At 66.6% G+C, this 19,885-nt stretch carries 19 protein-coding genes; 12 read left to right on the top strand and 7 right to left on the bottom strand.

Annotated features, from left to right (window positions below):
* Nucleotides 1-36: 36 nt before the first annotated feature.
* From hemC to ACYQ7X_RS15550, 4 genes are read left to right on the top strand one after another with little or no spacing between them, the layout of a single operon-like run.
* Nucleotides 37-1,035 carry a hydroxymethylbilane synthase gene (hemC, locus tag ACYQ7X_RS15565; RefSeq protein WP_459697985.1) on the top strand — a complete coding sequence of 333 codons (999 nt, stop codon included), beginning with the start codon at nt 37-39 and terminating at the stop codon, nt 1,033-1,035.
* Nucleotides 1,036-1,049: 14 nt separating this feature from the next.
* A complete protein-coding gene (locus ACYQ7X_RS15560; RefSeq protein ID WP_459697984.1) occupies nt 1,050-1,757 on the top strand; it encodes a uroporphyrinogen-III synthase in 708 nt (235 codons plus the stop codon).
* Nucleotides 1,750-3,003, top strand: a complete 1,254-nt coding sequence (locus ACYQ7X_RS15555; protein WP_459697983.1) for a hypothetical protein — start codon at nt 1,750-1,752, stop codon at nt 3,001-3,003. Before ACYQ7X_RS15560 ends, ACYQ7X_RS15555 begins: the two co-directional genes overlap by 8 nt.
* Nucleotides 3,003-4,316, top strand: a complete 1,314-nt coding sequence (locus tag ACYQ7X_RS15550; RefSeq protein WP_459697982.1) for a heme biosynthesis HemY N-terminal domain-containing protein — start codon at nt 3,003-3,005, stop codon at nt 4,314-4,316. Before ACYQ7X_RS15555 ends, ACYQ7X_RS15550 begins: the two co-directional genes overlap by 1 nt.
* Nucleotides 4,317-4,321: 5 nt before the next feature.
* Here the strand turns inward: ACYQ7X_RS15550 and hisA are convergent, their stop codons facing one another.
* Genes hisA through trpS form a run of 6 tightly spaced genes read right to left on the bottom strand, consistent with a single transcriptional unit; the run spans nt 4,322 to nt 8,351 of the window.
* Nucleotides 4,322-5,080, bottom strand: coding sequence for a 1-(5-phosphoribosyl)-5-[(5-phosphoribosylamino)methylideneamino]imidazole-4-carboxamide isomerase (gene hisA / locus ACYQ7X_RS15545; RefSeq protein ID WP_459697981.1), 759 nt, complete (start codon nt 5,078-5,080; stop codon nt 4,322-4,324).
* Nucleotides 5,081-5,088: 8 nt separating this feature from the next.
* A complete protein-coding gene (locus ACYQ7X_RS15540) occupies nt 5,089-5,700 on the bottom strand; it encodes an N-acetyltransferase family protein (protein WP_459697980.1) in 612 nt (203 codons plus the stop codon).
* A complete protein-coding gene (gene hisH, locus ACYQ7X_RS15535) occupies nt 5,688-6,323 on the bottom strand; it encodes an imidazole glycerol phosphate synthase subunit HisH (RefSeq protein ID WP_459697979.1) in 636 nt (211 codons plus the stop codon). The genes ACYQ7X_RS15540 and hisH overlap by 13 nt, the downstream gene beginning before the upstream one ends.
* Nucleotides 6,320-6,691 (bottom strand): DUF2628 domain-containing protein, encoded by a 372-nt coding sequence (locus ACYQ7X_RS15530; protein WP_459697978.1) that lies wholly within the window; start codon nt 6,689-6,691, stop codon nt 6,320-6,322. Before ACYQ7X_RS15530 ends, hisH begins: the two co-directional genes overlap by 4 nt.
* Complete coding sequence (gene hisB, locus ACYQ7X_RS15525) at nt 6,688-7,308, bottom strand: imidazoleglycerol-phosphate dehydratase HisB (protein ID WP_459698052.1); 621 nt, start codon at nt 7,306-7,308, stop codon at nt 6,688-6,690. Before hisB ends, ACYQ7X_RS15530 begins: the two co-directional genes overlap by 4 nt.
* 20 nt (nt 7,309-7,328) lie before the next feature.
* Nucleotides 7,329-8,351 carry a tryptophan--tRNA ligase gene (gene trpS, locus ACYQ7X_RS15520; protein WP_459697977.1) on the bottom strand — a complete coding sequence of 341 codons (1,023 nt, stop codon included), beginning with the start codon at nt 8,349-8,351 and terminating at the stop codon, nt 7,329-7,331.
* A gap of 318 nt (nt 8,352-8,669) precedes the next feature.
* Here trpS and ACYQ7X_RS15515 point away from each other — a divergent pair, with 318 nt between their 5' ends.
* From ACYQ7X_RS15515 to ACYQ7X_RS15490, 6 genes are all read left to right on the top strand, one after another.
* Nucleotides 8,670-9,848 (top strand): efflux RND transporter periplasmic adaptor subunit, encoded by a 1,179-nt coding sequence (locus tag ACYQ7X_RS15515; RefSeq protein WP_459697976.1) that lies wholly within the window; start codon nt 8,670-8,672, stop codon nt 9,846-9,848.
* A gap of 21 nt (nt 9,849-9,869) precedes the next feature.
* Nucleotides 9,870-13,052 (top strand): efflux RND transporter permease subunit, encoded by a 3,183-nt coding sequence (locus tag ACYQ7X_RS15510; protein ID WP_459697974.1) that lies wholly within the window; start codon nt 9,870-9,872, stop codon nt 13,050-13,052.
* Between the two features lie 425 nt (nt 13,053-13,477).
* The gene (locus ACYQ7X_RS15505) at nt 13,478-13,702 is read left to right on the top strand and encodes an antitoxin MazE family protein (protein WP_459697973.1); all 225 of its coding nucleotides are present in this window, start codon (nt 13,478-13,480) and stop codon (nt 13,700-13,702) included.
* Nucleotides 13,699-14,055, top strand: coding sequence for a type II toxin-antitoxin system PemK/MazF family toxin (locus ACYQ7X_RS15500; RefSeq protein WP_459697972.1), 357 nt, complete (start codon nt 13,699-13,701; stop codon nt 14,053-14,055). Before ACYQ7X_RS15505 ends, ACYQ7X_RS15500 begins: the two co-directional genes overlap by 4 nt.
* Before the next feature lie 202 nt (nt 14,056-14,257).
* Nucleotides 14,258-15,466 carry a tyrosine-type recombinase/integrase gene (locus tag ACYQ7X_RS15495; RefSeq protein WP_459697971.1) on the top strand — a complete coding sequence of 403 codons (1,209 nt, stop codon included), beginning with the start codon at nt 14,258-14,260 and terminating at the stop codon, nt 15,464-15,466.
* A 3-nt stretch (nt 15,467-15,469) separates the two neighbouring features.
* Nucleotides 15,470-15,757, top strand: coding sequence for a hypothetical protein (locus ACYQ7X_RS15490; protein ID WP_459697970.1), 288 nt, complete (start codon nt 15,470-15,472; stop codon nt 15,755-15,757).
* On the opposite strand, the gene ACYQ7X_RS15485 is transcribed toward ACYQ7X_RS15490, so the two are convergent.
* The gene (locus ACYQ7X_RS15485; protein ID WP_459697969.1) at nt 15,730-17,277 is read right to left on the bottom strand and encodes a Fic family protein; all 1,548 of its coding nucleotides are present in this window, start codon (nt 17,275-17,277) and stop codon (nt 15,730-15,732) included. The genes ACYQ7X_RS15490 and ACYQ7X_RS15485 overlap by 28 nt on opposite strands.
* A 454-nt stretch (nt 17,278-17,731) precedes the next feature.
* Between ACYQ7X_RS15485 and ACYQ7X_RS15480 the strand changes: the two genes are divergently transcribed.
* Together ACYQ7X_RS15480 and ACYQ7X_RS15475 are read left to right on the top strand one after the other, a co-directional pair.
* The gene (locus ACYQ7X_RS15480; protein ID WP_459697968.1) at nt 17,732-19,006 is read left to right on the top strand and encodes a TIR domain-containing protein; all 1,275 of its coding nucleotides are present in this window, start codon (nt 17,732-17,734) and stop codon (nt 19,004-19,006) included.
* A gap of 67 nt (nt 19,007-19,073) precedes the next feature.
* Complete coding sequence (locus ACYQ7X_RS15475; protein WP_459697967.1) at nt 19,074-19,862, top strand: hypothetical protein; 789 nt, start codon at nt 19,074-19,076, stop codon at nt 19,860-19,862.
* Nucleotides 19,863-19,885: the final 23 nt, after the last annotated feature.

Below are 19,885 nucleotides of genomic sequence, written 5' to 3'. Positions count from 1 at the left end.
CTTTTCTTCGGTTCCCTATCGCTTTAACACGCGGCGATGCAGTCACCAGAGGTTCTTGCGCAAGCGCCGCGCGTCAAGCCCCATCGCCGAGCGCTACCGTTGCGCGTCGGCACGCGCGGCTCGCCCCTGGCGCTCGCCCAGACGCGGGCCTTCCAGGCGCGGCTCAGTCGGTTCTGCCCGGTGCTCGATTCGATGAAGGTGTTCGAGGAGCACATCATCACCACCTCAGGCGATCGCATCCTCGACAAGCGGCTGGCAGAGGTGGGCGGCAAGGGCCTCTTCGCCAAGGAAATCCACGAGGCGCTGGCGGATGGGCGGATCGATTTCGCCGTCCATAGCTTGAAGGACCTGGAAACCGAGTTGCCGCCCGGCATCGTGCTGGCCTGCACGCTCAGGCGCGAGGATGCGCGGGATGTGCTGATCCTCGGGCGTGGCATCGGCCAGCCGGACAAGGCCGAGCCCTTCGCGAGCCTGCCGCCGGGCGCGCTCGTCGGCACCGCTTCGGTCCGCCGCCAGGCGCAGCTTCTGCATGCGCGGCCGGATCTCACGGTGAAGATCATCCGCGGCAATGTCCAGACGCGGCTCGGCCGGGTGCGGGAGGGCGAGTTCGATGCCAGCCTGCTGGCACTCGCCGGACTGCGCCGCCTCGGCCTCGCCGAGGAAGCGTCCGTCATCATCGAGCCGGAGATCATGGTGCCCGCCGCCGGCCAGGGGATCGTCGGCATCACCGTGCGGGGCGACGATGTTGAACTGCTCCAGCTTCTGGCCGCGATCGAGGACCCGGAGGCGCGCGCCGTCTCGCTCGCCGAGCGCGGTCTGCTCGCGGCGCTGGACGGCTCCTGCCGCACGCCGATCGGCGGCTATGCGCGGATCGAGGAGGGCGTCCTGCACCTGACCGGCCTCGTCGCGCGGGAGGATGGCTCCTTCCTCCTGCGCGACGAGGCCAAGGGCAGCCCGGCAGAGGCGGAGGCGCTCGGCCGGGCTCTCGGCGCGGAGCTGCGCGGCCGCTCGCCCGCCGATATCTTCCTGGAGTGACGGCGGGGCCCGCCATGCCGGCCTTGCCCGTGCTGGTCACCCGGCCTGAGCCGGGCGGCCGCCGCACCACCGCGCGGCTCCTCTCCCTCGGCTTTGCTCCCGTCCTCGCGCCGCTGCTGCGGGTGGACCCCCTCACGCCTGCCCTGCCTGCGGCGGCGGCTGTTCGCGCCGTGGTGGTGGCTAGCCGCCACGCCCTGCCGGCCTTGCCGGCCAGCTACCGCAGGCTGCCGCTTTTCGCGGTGGGGGACGCGACGGCGGAAGCCGCCCGCCGGGCCGGCTTCGCGGTGGTGCGGAGCGCCGGGGGGCGGGCCGAGGATCTCGCCGCGCTGGTGGCGCAGAGCCTGACGGCCGAGGGTCTGCCGCTTCTGCTCGCGGCCGGGCTGGGCCAGGGGCATCGTCTGAATAACCTCCTGCAAGAGTCTGGATTTGCAGTATTGCGGGAAGAGGTTTATGTCGCCCAACCGGTGGCCGAATTGCCGGAAAGCGCGGCCGCGATGATCCGCTCTGGCCAGGAGGGCTGGATCTTGCTCTTCTCGCGCGAGACCGCACTTTGCTTTGCACGGCTTGCTGTGGCGGGCGATCTCGCTCCGGATCTCGCTCGCTTCTCGCTTGCGGCTATCGGCGAGCCGGCCGCCGCCGCAGCCAGCGCCCTGCCGTGGCGCCGGGTCAGAGTGGCGGTTCAACCGACGGAGACAGCGGTGTTGGCGCTTTTGAATGACTGACGAACCAGAGACGAGCGGCATGGGCGAGAAGGCGGCGCTGCCGCTACGGCCGGATGGGGCGAAGCCGGAGGTTCCCCCCGCGCCCCCGGGCGGCGCAGCGGCTTCGGCGCGCGGCACGGCGTCCCCGCTGCCCCCTTCACCCGGCGCCCGGCCCGAGGCGACGAGCCCGCGCGCTGCGCCGGCACCCCTGCCCGGGCGGGATAGCGCCAGCCGAATTACCCCGCTGCTGACGGTCGCTGGCTTCGTCATTCTTGCCGGCTGCATCGCCTATCTCTGGACGCGGCCGGCGCCAGAGGCGCCGATGCCGGCCTTGCCGCCGAATGAGAGCGGGGTGATCGCCGCGCTCCGTACCGAGATTACCGGCTTGCAGGATCGGCTCTCCGCGCTCGATCATCGCGAGCGCGCCGATATCCTCGCGCTGCACCAGGAAATCGCCGGCCTCGGCACCGCGGCGTCCGGCCCGGGCCAGAGTGTCGGCCAGAACGGCGGCCAGCCCGCCACCGCCGCAGCAGGCGCGGCGGCGCCCGATCTCTCGGCCGAGATCGCGGCCCTCGGCGCTCGGCTCCGCCAGGTCGAGACGGCGAGCGCCAGCGCCTCGGCCAATGCCCCCTCTGCCGCCGCACTCGGCACGCTGAGCAGCAAGCTTGATGGTCTGGCGGCGCGCCAGTCCTCAGATATCAAGGGTGTCGAGGCCGATCTCGCGACGCTCCGGCAGCAGATCGCGGATCTCGGCACGCAGACCAAGACGCTCGCGGCGGAGGCCGGGGCGGTGCCGCGGCTTTCGGCCGAAGCACAGCGTCTCGGCAGCCTCAGCCGGGCGGCAGCGCGGTTGGCGGCCGGCCAGCCGCTCGGCACGCTCGCCGACGCGCCACCCGCCCTCGCGCGCTACGCGCATCGCGCGCCGCCGACCGAGGCGGCGCTTCGCCTGAGCTATCCCGCCGCCGCCCGCGCCGCGGCCGCCGCCAGCCGGCCAGAGACCGGGCGGCTCGGCTTTTGGCGCGGCATGTGGCTGCGGGTGGAAAACCTCGTCACGCTGCGGCAGGGGGACCGCGTGATCGTCGGCGATCCGGTGAGCGGCGTGCTCGCCCATGCGCAGCGGCTGCTCGACGCCGGGGATCTCGCGGGCGCCGTCTCGCTGCTCGGCGGCTTGCCGGCGCCTGCCGCCGCGGCCATGGCCCCCTGGCTTGACGAGGCGCGCGGCCTGATCGCGGCGCGCCAGGCGCTGGCCGAGATGGCGGCGCACTGATGCGCAAGCTTCTCGGCTTTCTGCTGATCGCGGTGGTTCTCTTCGCCCTCGCCTATGCCCTTGGCAGCATCCCAGGCGAGATCACGGCGCGCATCGGCGCCTATAGTTTCGCGACCAGTATGCCGGTCGCCATTCTCGCGCTCTTGCTCCTGCTCGGCGCGCTCTACGGCCTGCTGCGCCTCGGCGCGCTGATTGTGGGCGCGCCGGGGCGGTTCGGGCGCGGGCGGCATCAGCGCCAACTCCGCCTCGGCGACATCGCGGTGACGCGGGCTTTCGCCGCCCTCGCCGCGGGGGATGGCAAATCCGCCCGGCGGGAAGCGGCGCGCGCCCGCCGCCTGTCCCCGCGGGCGCCGATGGCACTGCTGGTCGCGGCCGAGGCCGCGCGCATGAGCGGTGCGGCGGCGGAGAGCGAGGCCGCCTATCGCGAACTGGCGAGCAACCCGGATGCCGCCTTCCTCGGCCTCCGCGGCCTGCTGCGCCAGGCGCTGGACGCTGGGGATTATCTGCGCGCGGCCGATATCGCCCGCCGCGCGGAGCTTGCCCATCCGGGCGCGGCCTGGCTTCGCGCCGAGCGGGCGCGGCTCGCTTTGCAGACCGGCGCCTGGGGGGAAGCCCTGGCCCTCGCCGGGCCCGAAGCGCCGCGCGCGGCAATCGCGGTGGCGGCGGCCGATGCGACGGCAGACCCCATCCAGGCGCTGCGGCTGGCGAAGGAGGCTTTCGCCGCCGATCCGGCCCTCGCGCCTGCCGCTCTCGCCTATGCGCGGCGCTTACGCCGCGCCGGGCAGGAGCGGAAGGCCGCGCAGGTGGTGGAGCGTGCCTGGGCGGCAGCCCCCCATCCCGATCTCGCCACCTTCTATCTGGAGGCCGAGCAGACGCCGCTCGCCCGCGTCAAGCGCGCGGAAGCGCTCGCCGCCTGCAAGCGCGGCGATCGCGAGAGCGCTTTGCTGCTGGCCGCCGCGAGCCTTGGCGCGGGCCTGACCGGAGAGGCCCGGCGCCATGCTGAGGCGGCGCATGCGGCGGGGCTCGACCAGCGGCGGCTTTGGGTGCTGATGGCCGATATCGCGGAGGCGGAAGCGCGGGATGGCGGTGGGGAAAAGGCGCGGCTGCTCGCCCATGAGGCGCTTCGCCGCAGCCAGGCGGCGGGGGCGGACCCTCGCTGGCGCTGCGTGCAATGCGGGGCCGAGCCGGGGGCGTGGTCTCCCGTCTGCCCGTCCTGCCGCGCGATCGGGCCATTGCGCTGGACGGCCGAGAGCACGCCGGCGCGGCTGAGCGCCGAGGCAAGACCCGTCACCCTGCTGCCCGGCGCCGGCTGAGCGCCTTACCCGAGGGCGGCGAGCGCCGCTTCGGGGGTGATCCGCCCATCATAGAGCGCGCGGCCGACAATGACGCCGGTAATGCCCGGCGCCGCCGCCGCGGCCACCCTCAAGGCGGTGAGGTCGGCCAGGCTGCCGACCCCGCCGGAGGCGATCACCGGCGTCGTTACCGCGCGGGCGAGGGCTGCCGTCGCTTCCAGATTGAGGCCTTCGAGCATCCCGTCCCGCCCGATATCGGTGAAGATGATCGCCGCCGCCCCGGCATCCTCGAAGCGGAGCGCCAGCGCCTCGGTGGTGAGCGCCGAGGTCTCGGCCCAGCCCTCGGTCGCGACCAGCCCGTCCCGCGCGTCGATGCCGACGGCGATGCGGCCGGGAAAGAGCCGGCAGGCCTCGCGCACCAGGGCCGGGTTCTTGGCGGCGACGGAGCCGAGGATCACCCGGCTGACGCCTTCGGCGAGCCATGCCTCGATCTGCGCGAGATCCCGGATGCCGCCGCCGAGCTGCACCGGCACGGCCGCGGCGCCCGCGCCCTCTGCCGCCCCGGCGAGGATGGCGCGCACCGCCGCCGCATTGACCGGGCGGCCGGCGAAGGCGCCATCGAGATCCACCACATGCAGCCAGCGGCAGCCCGAGGCGACCCAGGCGCGGGCCTGGGCGCCCGGATCATCGCCATAGACGGTCGCCTGCGCCATGTCGCCCCGGCGAAGGCGCACGCAGGCGCCGCCCTTGAGGTCGATCGCGGGGAAGAGGGTCAGTGGTGTCATCGGCCTGCTCAGCTCTTGCGCTGGATGAGCTTGTAGAAATAGGCGCCGGCGATCAGCTGGCCGCCGATCCGCGCATAGGCCGGGTGCGTGCCCCAGCGGGTGAAGCCCAAGCTTTCGTAGAGGGCGATCGCCCCGGTATGGGTCTCACGCACGTCGAGGTTGAGGATCTGGTAGCCCATCGCCCGCGCCCGCTCCTCCACCCGCGTCACCATGATGCGGGCGAGGCCGAGGCGCCGGGCATAGGGGGCCACGAAGGTCTGGGTGATGCTGGCGGCCATGGCCTGCGCCTCGTTGCTGCGCGGCGGCCGCACGAGCTGGGTGGAGCCGACGATGACGCCATCGACCCGCCCGACATAGACCTCGCGCTCGGGCACCATCAGCAGGCCCTTGAAATAGCTTTCGAGCACCGGGCGGCCCGGCGGCTGCAGCCAGCCGAAGCCGCCGCCGTCGATGATGGCGGCATCCGTCGCCTCGCAAAGGGCGAGCAGATCCTCCTCGGTGAAGGCGGTGATACGGTCCACCGCCAGGCGCGGCTTGGCGAAGGGCAGCGGCCCCGCCGCCTCGCCACCCGCGGCATCGCCGCCGGGAAGATCGGCCGCCGGCAGGCTCATGGTTGCCATGTCAGGAAATTCTTCATCATGGTCAGCCCCACCTCCTGGCTCTTTTCCGGGTGGAATTGCATGCCGGCACGGTTCCCGCGCGCGACCATGGCGACCACCGGGCCGCCGTAATCGGTGGTGGCGAGGATTTCCGCCGCCGCCCCGCCCGAGAGGGCGTAGCTATGCGTGAAATACACATGATCGCCCGGGGTGAGGCCGGCCAGCAGCGGATGCGCGCCGGGGGTGAAATCGAGCGCGTTCCAGCCCATCTGCGGCAGCCGCAGGCCCGGCGCGGTGATACGGGTGATCTCCCCCGCGATCCAGCCGAGCCCCTCGGTCGCGCCGTATTCGAGGCCGCGCTCCGCCATCAGCTGCATGCCGACGCAGATGCCGAGGAAGGGCGTGCCGCCGCCGACCGTCTCTGTCAGCGCGGCGCGCAGCCCCGGCACCGCGTCGAGCCCGTTCATGCAATCGGCGAAGGCGCCTTGCCCGGGCAGGATAATGCGCGCGGCGGCGCGGATCTCGGCCGGATCGCTGGTGATGCGGATCTCCGCGGCAAGGTCGGCGAGCCCCGCCGCCCGTTCCGCCGCCCGCGCGGCGGAGGCGAGGTTGCCGCTGCCGTAATCGACGACCACGACCTTCATGCCCGCTCCTCCGCCAGCATGCCGGGGGTGACCGCACAGGCGCGGAGGAAGGCGGCATCGGCATCGGGTGCCGCGACCACGCCCGCTTCCGCGAAGCCCCGCCGGCTGAGGGACCAGCGCCGTAGATCCCGCCCCTGGGCGCCGAGCATCAGGGCATAGCCGATGAGAAGCGCGGCCCCAAGCCCGGCCGAAACTGCGGCCGCGACGATCCAGAAGCCGATGAGCACGACGAGCGCGAGAAGGGCCGCGATCCAGGCACGATGCGCCATGAGCCAGAAGGGGCCGAAGAGGAAGGCGCCCCAGGAAAACCCCTCCGGCACCAGCAGAGGCGCCCGGCCAGGCCGTGTATGGGCGGAATAGATCCTCATCCGGCCAGCGAGCCCTTGGTGGAGGGGATTGCGCCGGCGGCACGGGGATCGGCCTCCACCGCCATCCGCAGCGCCCGCGCCACCGCCTTGAAGCAGGCTTCGGCGATGTGATGGTCGTTCCGGCCCGCCTTCTGTACGAGATGCAGGTTGAAGAGGCCGTTGGCCGAGAGCGCGCGGAAGAATTCCTCGCAGAGCTGGGTATCGAAGCTGCCGATCTTGCCGGTGGCGAAGGAGACCTGCCAGCCGAGCGCCGCCCGGCCGGAGAGATCGACCGCCGCTTCCACCAAAGCCTCGTCCATCGGGATCAGCGCCTGGCCATAGCGACGGATGCCGCGCTTTTCGCCGAGGGCCTTGAGGATGAGCTGGCCGAGCACGATGCCGACATCCTCGACCGTGTGGTGATCATCCACATGCCGGTCCCCCTCCACCGCGATCTCGAGATCGAAGAAGGCGTGCCGGCCGAGCGCGGTCAGCATATGGTCGAAGAAGCCGATGCCGGTCGCGGTCGTGACACGCCCGCTGCCGTCCAGATCGAGCCGGATGGTGATCGCGGTTTCCGCGGTGCGGCGGGTGAGGCTCGCGCTGCGCGCGGCCGGGGCCTCGGCGGAGGGGCTCATGTCCATGGCTGTGCCATACCTCATCCCGGCCGAAATTTCACGGCCGGAGGTTTGAGAAAGCCGACGATCTGTTCCGCTTCCGCGACGATCGGATCGGCGATCGCCTGCGCCCGCGCCGCACCGGCGAAGAGGAGGCGGTCGATATACCCGGGATCGGCGAGCAGGCGGCGGGTTTCGGCGGCGATCGGGGCGAGCTTCGCGACCATCAGCTCGGCCAGACGCTCCTTGAAGGCGGCGAAGCCCTGGCCGCCGACCTCGGCCAGCACCTCCGCCGGAGACTGGCCGGAGAGGGCGGCGAAGATGCCGACGAGGTTGCGCGCCTCCGCCCGGGTTTCGAGCCCGGCCGGTTCGGAGGGCAGGGGTTCGGCATCGGTCCGCGCCCGGCGGATCTTGGCGGCGATGGTCTCGGCATCGTCCGAGAGATTGATGCGGCTCTGATCCGAGGGATCGGACTTCGACATCTTCTTCGTGCCGTCCCGCAAGGACATCACCCGCGCCGCCTCGGGCATGATCAGCGGCTTGATCTCGGGGAAGAAGGGCTGGCCGTAATCATGGTTGAACTTTTGGGCGATGTCGTTAGCGAGTTCGAGGTGCTGCTTCTGATCGTCCCCCACCGGCACATGCGTCGCCCGGTAGGCGAGGATATCGGCCGCCATGAGGTTCGGATAGACGTAGAGGCCGGCGGAAGCGGCCTCGCGGTCTTTCCCGGCCTTGTCCTTGAACTGCGTCATGCGGTTGAGCCAGCCGATGCGGGCGATGCAGTTGAAGATCCAGGCGAGGCGGGCATGGGCCGGCACGGCCGATTGATGGAAGAGGATGTGGCGCTCGGGGTCGATCCCGCAGGCGATCAGGGTCGCCGCCATTTCCCGCGTCTGCCGGCGCAGCTGCTCGGGCTCCTGCCAGGTGGTGATGGCGTGCAGATCGACGACGCAATAGAGGCAATCATGCTCCTGCTGCAGCGCGACCCAATTGCGGATGGCCCCGAGATAGTTGCCGAGCGTCGGGATGCCGGAGGGCTGGATGCCTGAGAATACGCGCTGCATAAAACCTATACCTCTGACAGGGGAAGCGGCCGGGAGCGCCGCACGCGCAGGCTGGCCGCGCCCGGCGGTGGAAGGCTGGGCAGGGGGCTTTTCCCCGTATCCCGGCCGGGCGTCAATTCCCGCCGAAAGGCCGCGGCTGGGCGGGCGTATGTTGCGCTGCCGTTCTCCCAGTTGACCGCTCGGTCAGCTCGCTCCACAATCCGGCGTGACATCTTCGTCATGTCAGTTTCGCTGTCCTTTCGGATCAGCGCCGGCACCCCGCCCGGCGGCTCGCTTTCGGATGGCCGCTGGTTCCTTCGTCAGCCCAAGGGTTTCTCAATGCGTGTTCGGCTCTTCCCGATTGTCCTTGCAAGCCTGGCGCTCGGCACCGCGGGCGAAGCGAGGGCGCAGATGGGCCCGGGCGGGCCGCCGCCGGTGGGCGTCACCAAAGCGAGCGTGACCCCGATCTACCCGACGAGCCAGTATATCGGCCGCGTACAGGCGATGAAGAAGGTGACGATCCGGGCGCGCGTCACCGGCACGCTGGAGGAGCGGGATTTCAAGGAAGGGGACGAGGTCAAGAAGGGGCAGCAGCTCTTCGTGATCGAGCAGGCGCCCTACCAGGCCGCCGTGCTGCAGGCCCAAGGCCAGCTTCTTCAGGCGGAGGCGGCGCTCAAAAACGCCAAACAGAACCTCACGCGCTCGCAGACCCTGCTCAACACGCCGGCGGGCCAGCGCTCCACCTTCGATACGGATGTGGCGACGGCGGGGCAGAGCCAGGGCCAGCTTCTGGTGGCCGAGGCGGCGCTGAAGACCGCGCAGATCAACCTCGGCTATACGACCGTGACCGCACCGATCGACGGCCGCATCGGCATCGCCACCGATCCGGGCAACACCGTCTCCTTCGCTGATGCGGCGCTCGCCACCATCGTCAGCCAAGACCCGGAATACGTGACCTTTCCGGTCTCCGAAGTGGAGGTGATGAAGCTTGAGCAGCAATATGCCGGCAAGGGCGGGCTCGGCGCGCTGAACGTGCGTATCAAGCTGCCGAACGGACAGATGTACGACCAGACGGGCCATATCAACTTCAGCGATATCAGCGTCAACGCCTCGACCGATACGATCGCGCTGCGGGCGACCATCCCCAATCCGCTGCATGGCGCGCCCAACGATGCCGGCGGCAGCCGCACCCTCGTCGATGGCAGCTTCGTCACCGTGCTGCTCGAAGCGGCCCAGCCGGATCAGGCGATCACCGTTCCCCGCTCCGCCGTGCTGGCCGACCAGCAAGGCTATTATGTCTTCGTGATCGGGCCGAAGGATGTGGCCGAGCGCCGGAACGTGACGCTCGGCAGCTCGCCCGATCCGACGCTCGCGGTCATCGCGAGCGGGCTGAAGGCGGGCGACGAGGTGGTGGCCGATGGGGTGCAGCGCGTCCATCCGGGCGCGGCCGTGAAGCCCGTGCCCTATACGCCGCCGAAGCCGCCCTCCTTCGCGGAACCCAACGGATCCAGCGGCTAAAGCAGCAGGCAGCGCCCAGACATGTTCTCCGCTATCTTCATCGATCGGCCGCGGCTCGCCGTCGTCATCGCCGTCCTGATCACGCTGGCCGGGCTGATCGCGCTGACCCGCATCCCGGTCGCGCAGTTCCCCGATATCGTGCCGCCGCAGGTCTCCGTCACCACCACCTATCCGGGCGCCTCGGCCTCCGTGGTGGAAGCGACGGTCGCGCAGCCGCTGGAGGCGCAGATCGTCGGCGTCACCAAGATGCTCTACATGCGCTCCTACAGCGGCAATGACGGCAGCTACAGCCTGACGGTGAGCTTCGCGCTCGGCACCGATCCCGATATCGACGTCGTCAACGTGCAGAACCGGGTGACGGCGGCACTTTCCCAGCTGCCGGCGGAAGTGCAGGCGGAAGGCGTGCAGCTGCGGCAGAAATCCTCCTCGATCCTGCAATTCGTGCTGTTTTCGAGCCCGGACAAATCGCTCACCCCGCTCTTCATCTCGAACTACATCACGATCAACGTGCTTGACGTGCTCTCCCGCACGCCGGGCGTGGGCCAGGCCTTCCTCTTCGGTGCGCAGAACTACTCCATGCGCGTCTGGCTCAATACCGATCGGATGACCCAGCTCGGCCTCGCGCCGAGCGATATCATCAGCGCGATCCAGGCGCAGAATACCCAGGCCGCTGTTGGCATCATCGGTGCCGAGCCGACCTCGAAGGAGACGCAGATCCAGGTCAATCTGCAGACCCAGGGCAGGCTGGAAACGCCCGAGCAATTCGGCAACATCATCCTGCGCGCCAATTCCGACGGCTCGATTCTGCGGCTGCGGGACGTGGCGCATATCGCCCTCGGCGCCGAGAGCGAGAACACCCAGGATCAGCTGGACGGCAAGCCCTCGCTCGGCATCGGCATCTATCTCGAGCCGGGTGCGAATGCGGTGGAGACGGCGCAGCGCGTCAGAAGCGTCATCGCCGGCCTCTCCAAGCGCTTCCCGAAAGGCCTGACGGCGCAGGTCGTCTATGACACCTCGGACTTCGTCAACGAGACGGTCCACGAAGTGATCCGCACCATCGTCGAAGCCTTCATCCTCGTCGTTCTCGTGGTCTTCGTCTTCCTCGGCGGTAATATCAGGGCGACGATCATCCCGACGATCGCCGTGCCGGTCAGCCTCATCGGTGCCTTCGCCATCCTCCTCGCGCTCGGCTATTCGGCGAATACGATCTCGCTGCTCGCCCTCGTTGTCGCCATCGGCGTGGTGGTGGACGATGCGATCGTCGTGGTCGAAAACGTCGAACGCGTGATGGACGAGCATCCGGACATGGACCCGCGGGACGCGACCAAGCTCGCCATGCGCCAGATCATCGGGCCGATCATCGCGATCTCGCTGGTGCTGCTCTCGGTCTTCGTGCCGGTGGGCTTCATTCCTGGGCTTTCCGGTGAACTCTTCAAGCAGTTCGCGGTGACGATCTCCGTCACCATGCTGATCTCGGCGACCAATGCGCTGACGCTCTCGCCCGCGCTCTGCGCGCTCTTTCTGCGCCCGGTGAAGAACAAGGACACGCGGCGCGGGCCCTTTTCCCGCATCAGCCGCGGGATCGACCGGGTGCGCAACGGCTATGCCCGCAGCGTCAGCCGGCTGGTGCGCATCGCCCTCATCATCGTGCCGGTGATGATCATCCTGGTGCTCGGCCTCGGCTTCCTGGCCGGCCGCACGCCGGGCGGCTTCTTGCCGGAAGAGGATCAGGGGGCCTTCTTCACCGCCGTCGAACTGCCGGACGGTGCTTCCATCAACCGCACGCAATCGGTGGTCGATCGGGTCGTCGGCATGCTCAAGACCATGCCGCAAGTGGCGCATACCATCGGCATCGTCGGCTTCTCGATCCTCGATGGCGCGGCCGAGCCGAATGCCGCCTTCGTTGTGGCGCGTCTCAAGCCCTTCGCGGACCGGCCAGGGCCGAAGAACAGCGTGCAGGCGCTGATTGGCCAGATGTTCGGCATGTCGCAGCAGATCATGAGCGCGAACGTCTTCCCCTTCAACCTGCCGCCGATCATCGGCCTCTCGACCGGCGGCGGCTTCGAATACCAGCTCGACGCGCTGGAAGGGCAGAGCCCGCAGGATATGGCCTCCGTGCTCGGCAGCCTGCTGGTCGCGGCCAATACCAACCCGCAGCTGAGCCGCGTCTTCTCCACCTATTCGGCTGGCAACCCCTCGATCTACCTCGATATCAATCGCGACAAGGCGGAGGCGCTCGGCGTCAATATCGACGATATCTTCACCACCCTGCAGGCGACGATGGGCGGTTACTACGTCAACCAGTTCAACCTCTTCGGCCGCACCTGGCAGGTGAATATCGAGGGCGAATCGCCCTATCGCGACAATCTGGACGCGCTGTGGAAGGTCTATGTCCGCAATGCCAGCGGCAAGATGGTGCCGCTGCGCAGCCTGGCGACGATCCGCATCGTCACCGGCCCGCAGGTGATCACCCGCTACAACAACGTCCGCTCCATCACGATCGACGGCTCGCCCGCGCCCGGCGTCTCGTCCAGCCAGGCGCTGGCGGCGATGGAGGAGATTTCCAACAAGGTGCTGCCGGCCGGCTACAGCTATGAATGGACCGGCACCGCCTATCAGGAAATCCAGGCGGGCGGGCAGACCGGCGCGGTGCTCGCGCTCGCGGTGATCTTCGCCTATCTCTTCCTGGTGGCGCTCTACGAGAGCTGGACCATCCCGATGTCGGTGCTGATCTCGGTGGTGGTGGCGGGGCTTGGCGCCTTCATCGGGCTGACGGTGACCGGCCTGCCGCTCAACCTCTACGCGCAGATCGGGCTCGTCACACTCATCGCGCTTTCCGCCAAGAACGGCATTCTGATCGTTGAATTCGCCAAGGAGCAGCGCGAGATGGGCGTGCCCATCCGCGAGGCTGCGGTCGCCGGGGCGCGGCTGCGGTTCCGCGCGGTGATGATGACCTCCTTCGCCTTCATCCTCGGCCTGGTGCCGCTGGTCATGGCGACGGGCGCGGCGCAGATCAGCCGCCGCTCGGTCGGCACGCCGGTCTTCTTCGGCATGATCGCGGCCAGTTGCGTCGGCATCTTCGTCATCCCGATGCTCTACGCGGTGTTCCAGAGAATGCGCGAATGGGCGCGGGTGAAGATCTTCCGCCTGCCGCCGATGGAGTTCCATAAGCCGAAGGCTTGGGAAGAAGAGCCGAAGGACTGATCGCCCGCTAAGGCCGCGCCATGCCCGCCCCCTGCGGCGACGGGGGTGGAGCAGGGCGAGGCGGGGGCTGCGCGAGAGAACCAGCTTCCCGCATCGCCGGCCCTTGTGGGCGGCGTCAATTGTTGGGGGGCCATGAGAGCCGGTCAGACTGATCTGGAAGCATCCGTCGAATGCGTCACGCCGGAGCTTGTCACGGGCATCCACCCGTGACGGTGCCCCCGGACGTTTGGATCCTCGGCATGAAGCCAGGCACGACGAAATTGAGGTTGTTCGGGCGGCTTCTGACGCACTCCGGGGCGCGTCATCGACCCGGGGCATTGATCAGCTGTCGTGAAAAGCGGGGGAGCCGAACTACCGGATCGAATCCACTTCCTATTCCGAGTGGTTTATGGTAGGTTACATGTAACTAATTCGGAGGCCCGGTCATGGCGCAGGCAAGAGGCGCGAAGCCAACACGGGTGAAGGTGCAGGAGCATCGTGACCGGCTGCGCGCCCAGGGTCTGCGGCCGATCCAGATTTGGGTGCCGGACGTGCGCGCCTCGTCCTTCCGGGCGGAGGCGCACCGGCAATCGCTGGCTGTGGCGGCAAGCGCCCATGCGGCCGAGGATCAGGCGTTCATCGACGCGGTGTCCGACTGGGACGATGAATGAGGCGGGGCGAGGTTTGGACCGTCTCCGGCGGTAAGGATTATGCGGGCAAGCCTCGCCCCGTCGTCATCATTCAAGACGATGCCTTTGACCCGACGGACTCGATCACGATCTGCGCCTTCACCACGGACCCGACCGAGGCCCCCCTGTTCCGGCTCTCGGTGGAGCCGAACGAATGCAACGGCCTGCGCTCTCCCTCCCGGCTGATGGTGGACAAGGTCACCACCGTCCCGAAATCCAAAATTGGCGAGCGGGTCGGGCGGCTCGACGATGAGGACGTGGTCCGGCTCAACCAGGCGGTAATGGTGTTCCTGGGCCTCGCGGTGTCGCCGAGAACGGGCCGCAAGGGGGAATGACGAGGAGCGCTGCAAACTCAGTGCCCACTCAGGGACTGAACTGGCGGAGAGGGTGTCCGCCTACATAGTTTCCAACACAATCCGAAAGCACCCATAAAACCCTATTTGAAAACAATAATTTCGGCTTCTCTATTCCAACCGGTTCCAACACAATATACCCTGTTCTAGGTCAAGACTGTGGGTAGAGACGAGGGTAAGCGAGTTGGGCGGAAGGTTGGCTTTAAGGCTGTCGGCGCGGTCGGTCGCCACGATCCGGGAGCCAGGATATCACCCGGATGGCGGTGGTCTCTACCTGCAGGTAACGGGGGCCGGGGGTCGCTCCTGGATCTTCCGCTATCAGCGACATGGCCGGGCGCGGGAGATGGGGCTGGGTCCGGTATCCCTCGTGCCGTTGGCCGAAGCACGGGCTCTGGTACAGGAGTACCGCCGGATGTTGTTCGACGGTATAGACCCCATCGCGGCGCGGCAAGCGAAGCGTGCGAAAGCCGGCCCGCCTCCGTCGATGAGCTTTGATGAATGTGCTGACGCCTATGTGGCGGCGCATCGCCCCTCCTGGCGGAACGTGAAGCATGCCGAGCAGTGGTCGAGCACGATCAAGACCTATGCCTCGCCGCTGATCGGTGGGACGCCGGTTCGCGATATTGACACCGAGGCGGTGATGACCGTGCTGCGGCCGATCTGGGCGAGCAAGAGCGAGACCGCCAGTCGGCTGCGCGGCCGCCTCGAGTCGATCCTCGACTGGGCGAAGGTGCGCGGCTTTCGGGAAGGCGAGAACCCGGCCCGCTGGCGCGGCCATCTAGACAAGCTCTTGCCTGCGAGGGCGAAAGTCCAGCAGGTTCGCCATCATCCGGCACTTCCCTATGCCGAGATCGCTGCTTTCATCGCGGCGCTGCGCCAGCAACCGGGCACCGCCGCCAAGGGTCTGGAGTTCCAGATCCTGACGGCCGCACGCACGGGCGAGATCATCGGCGCGCGCTGGGAGGAGTTCGACGGGGATAAGCGGATCTGGACAATCCCTCCAGAACGGATGAAAGCGAAGCGCGAGCATCGCGTGGCGCTCTCTGCGGCCGCGCTCGCCCTCGTTCGCGAGATGCGCAAGCGAGCCGAGTCGGAGTTCGTCTTTCCCGGCCATCGTCCGAACCGGCCGCTCTCCAACATGGCCTTCCTTCAGCTCCTCAAGCGTATGGGGCGCGCAGAGATCACCGCCCACGGTTTCCGCTCCTCCTTCAAGGACTGGGCAACGGAACAGACCGAGTTTCCCGCAGAGGTGGTCGAGATGGCGCTCGCGCACACGATCTCGGACAAGGTGGTGAAGGCCTATCAGCGTGGAGACCTTTTGCAGAAGCGCTTCCAGCTGGCCGAAGCTTGGGGCCAACACTGCACAGCGGAAGCGACCGAGGCCGCAGCCTGACCCATGAGCACGGCCGAAGAAGCGGCGCTCGAGGAGAAGATCGCCAAGCTTGAATTGCGGCTGCGTAAGCTCAAGCTGCGGCTGCGCAGCATCCGGGCGACCCGCGCCAGTGCCGCTGCCCGCACCCATGCTGCGCGAGACGCTGAGATCCTGGCGGCTTACGCCGAGGCAGACGGCCGCTACGGCACGGTCAAGCAGTTGGCGCAGGAATGGAACCTGAGCACCAAGCAGATCCATCGGATCTTGAGCCGGGAGCGCAAGGCTCAGCCTTCTGCGTTCGGTGCCCGATAGGCTTCAGCCACAATGCGTTCAGCCGCCTCTACCTCATCATCGCGCAGGCTCGCGAAGTCTTTCTCGCGCCGCGCCTTGGAGAGACGGCCGCCGTTTTGGCGGATAAACCGGATGAGCAGCGAGATCCGCTGATCGGCCATTTCGAAAAGGGCGGCAAGCCCTTGGCGGGCCCGGTCGTACGCTTCGATTTCCCCAATCTCGCGTGGCAGATCCTGCTCGACCGTCCGCGCGACGCAGGCATAGAGGAATTCGGCAAAATCGGTCACATCGAACAGCGCGTAGAGATCACGCGTGTCGTTCAGCACCTCGACATTGCCGGCCGCCGTGGGCCGCCAATCGATGTGATCCATCAGTGGTGCTGAGCGCTCCCGCAGCAGACTTGCGTAGGTATCGATCTCCGCCAGGATCGCGGTTGAGACGGGGAAGAGGATACCGGGCGGAGAAAAACCACGCTCGGCTAGCACGTGGTGGATGAGAAAGCGATGCAGCCGCCCGTTTCCATCCTCAAAAGGATGCGCGGTCACGAAACCATAAGCGATGGCAGCCGCCTGAAGCACAGGGTCCAGGCCGCCGCTCGTCATCCGCGCATTGGCGGCGATCATGCCATCCATGAGAGCGGCGAGATCGGTTGGTCGCGCACCGATCAGCTCCGGCACCGGCATGCCATCCGGATCGCGGTCACCAAGAAAGACGCCCTCCGTTCGTAGCCCTGGCCTGATGTGCCGCGCATCCTCCACCAGAACGGACTGGAGGCGCTCCAATTCCGGCACGGAGAGCGGCCGCTGCCCAGCCTGCATCACGGCGCGACCCCAGCGCTCGACCCGATTGCGCGGGGGCGTTTCGCCTTCGATGCGGAAGCTCGCTTGGCTATCGGCGAGCAGCAGGAAACTCGCGGCTCTGGCAAGAACCCGCCGATCCGCACCCTGCGCGATCGCCGCAGCGCGCTCCGCCAGCCCCACGGCCGCGAAGCTTGCGAGAGCCTGAGTCCGGCGGATCACGGGGCAGAAGCCGGGAACGCCCGGCAGATTGTCCCGCACCCGATGGCGGGGCGAATTCACCGAAGCCACCACGAAGCAGGTGTCCGGGCTCAGCGCTTCGACGTAATTGCCGGCGGTCGCATCCGGCAGGTCAAGCCGCCGGCCGGTCAGCCACTCGAAAAAGAACCACACCCTTCGCGCCCAGGCCCCAGTCGGCGACTGGCGGACAAGAAGCGCGATATCGGCCTCCGGCACAGTATCGAAGATGCGCTTGAGCGCTCTGAGATCAGGCTCTTCATGGCGGAGCGCGAAGACAAGATGCGCCCCGATCTCATCCTGCGGGCGATAGCGGTGATCGAAGAGAACAAGGCCATCCAACGCCCGGCGCCCTTCCCGTACCGCGGCCAGAGAGACGCAGGCGATCGACCGCAACGGGACATCAACGCCCAGCGCATGCACGAGCGCCGCATAGCCGGCGAGGCTTGCCCCCTCCGGGACAATGCGTTCCTTGAAGATGCGGGGTGTGGTGAATCTCGGCGCCATTGCGGAAAACCGCTTAGCATGCATAGCAACCCGTTACAAATCGCGGCTTGTGCGGAAAATCGATGACCCGCAACTCCATGCCCGGATCAACCCCATTTAGGATGCCCGTACGGTTCTGGCGGCTATCGGCGAATGGTTCGAGGCCTGCAACAAGGTTCATCCTCACAGCAGCCTCGCCTACCAAGCGCCGAGAGGATATGCCACACCATCATTGCCGGATCATACGTCGGGAAGCCACGGGAGTCGGCGTAGGTCGACACGATCTCGCTCAGATCCAGCCCCCCGCGCACGAGATATCTTCCGGCGTCAATCATGCTGGAAAGCCAGCGCTTCACGGCAACAATGAACTGGCTCGTGCCTTAACTCACACGCTCGGGATCAGTGCCTCTATACAGTCCTGTGTGTGCTTACGCGGTTCGTCTCCTGCTGACAAAAGTCGGTGCATCGCCATAGAATGGTCGGGAGAACAGTCTCCAGAAAAGCGGGCGTATGTCTGATGGCACATGATATTTTCGTTTCATATGCGACCCCAGACAAGCTGATTGCAGACGCTGCTGTGAACATATTAGAATCAAATCGGATACGCTGCTGGATTGCTCCACGGGATGTATTACCCGGGGGCCAAGTGTCCTGGGCAGCGCAGATCGATGCTGCCATACGGCAGAGCCAAATGTTGGTATTAGTCTTCTCGGGCCATGCGAATAAGTCGACTATGGTAGAGCGAGAAGTGAATCTGGCACTCGACTCTAGTATCCAGATCGTGCCCTTCCGCATCGAGGATGTAAAGCCAGACGGAGGGCTTGCCTTTTACATCGGCACGATGCACTGGCTCGATGCGCTTACGCATCCGGTCGAAGCGCATCTTGCCCGCCTCGTTGACGTCGTGAAACGCAATTTGCCGAACAATCCGACTCCGACTCAACCCAGCGATCGATCAGATTACAAAGAAAGTTCTGAATCTGTCGGTCAATCGCAGCCAGAGGCGTCAGGTCCACCACCGAACCGTTTCGGACGTCAATCTAAGCTTATCGCAGCAGGGATGGGCTTATGTCTCATCGTCGGAGGATGTAGTATCTATTTTATTGAGGGAAGCGGTACAAAATCACGAGCCCCGGCCGCGGTTGCTCCTCTTCCACCGGTGGTCGTGGCGTCGCCACCTCCGGGCAATACTGCCGCAGAGGTGTCCAAAAAGAAGGAGGGCAAACTCCCGGCCATCCTCGGCACCTCCGTTGCCCAGCCACCTTCAGCGGCGCCGACCGAAGCGGCACCACTGCCCCCAGTGACGGTCAGTCCGAAGGCTTCCGCGCCAGAAACGACCTTAGAGCAGGCGCAGGCTCAGGAAACAGCTCTAGGACTGAATTATCGGCAGCGTCGTGCAGTTCAACAGGGTCTGACCTACAATGGTGTCTACAGCGGCCCTTTGGATGGTGTTTTCGGTCCCTCTACCCGCGCCTCCATCAAAGAGTATCAGCACAAGAAAGGCCTACCTGAAACCGGTTTTCTCGATGGTGGACTATTGAGCAAATTGACGGTTAATGCTGTAGAAATACAAAGGTCTGAGAACCGGAGGGTGGCGCCCGAAACGGTCGTGCCTACGTCCTCTACCGCCTCTCCAGCAGCCGCACGCGTATCCGCACCAAACCAAGTCCAGTGTGTTCTGGCCAACGGCGCACAGCTAAAGATGGATCTTTCGACTTGCCGCAATGAGGGCGGACTTGTGGTGCAGTAAAGGCTTAAGCCATAGATTGATGCTGCAAACAATCGCAGCTAAACATCCGTTGAAAGGATAAGATGCCGTGGACACCACTCGCCTGTTACTGCTGGGCTGTCTTGCTCTGCCAGGATGCATGGCATCCACAAATAATGGTTGGCAGACAATGCTCAACTCGCAAGATCTTTCCGCCTACAATAGCATGCAGGTCGATCCGAACGTGCCCAACACGAGGCTTTCCTATACGGCACCTGTGACATGTCGCTATCAATTCAACTCTGCTGCAGTCGTGCGGGCCGCTGAGAGCGATGTGGATCAAGTGTCTGTCTATCCTCTGGGTCGGAATCTGAGGGTTGTCATCAAATCGACGCCGATCGACGCGCCCGGGCAGTCTGTCACGCTTTCGCAGTATCTGATCACCCATCGCGGCCAGGTCCTGGATTACAATGCGGCAGACACGCTGATTGACCTCACCAAGCGTGTTGATCCAGAAAATGACCCCGCCTTCACGGCAGCCCTAACGGCGAAGGCGCAAAAGGTCAAACCCCTCTTTTCAACAGTCTCCGTTATCCAAGACTTGAACATTCTTCTCCCGGAATACATTTCAACGGAATTTGCTGATGGCGCCGATACCGCTGTTGTCAAGAAGACGGATGGCCAAGTGTGGGCGACCTATGTCACCGGCGGCTCTACGATCTATAACGGCCGCAATGTTGTAGAACTGGATCTGGTGCATCAGCCCCCTGATCTTCCACCTCGGGACAGATATCTGGTCGGATACGCATTGATCGATCCAACAAATCTAATGCCCGTCCTCTCCGTGGTGGATTCCGGTTCGCATGAAAGCTACAGACTAATCTCATGCCGCAGCTAGAGTGGGTCGGTTTTCGTAAAGCA

It is taken from the genome of Acidisoma sp. C75 (assembly GCF_054665095.1).
The sequence above is the reverse complement of the archived record's forward strand: the minus strand, read 5'-3'. Positions and strand labels throughout refer to the sequence as shown.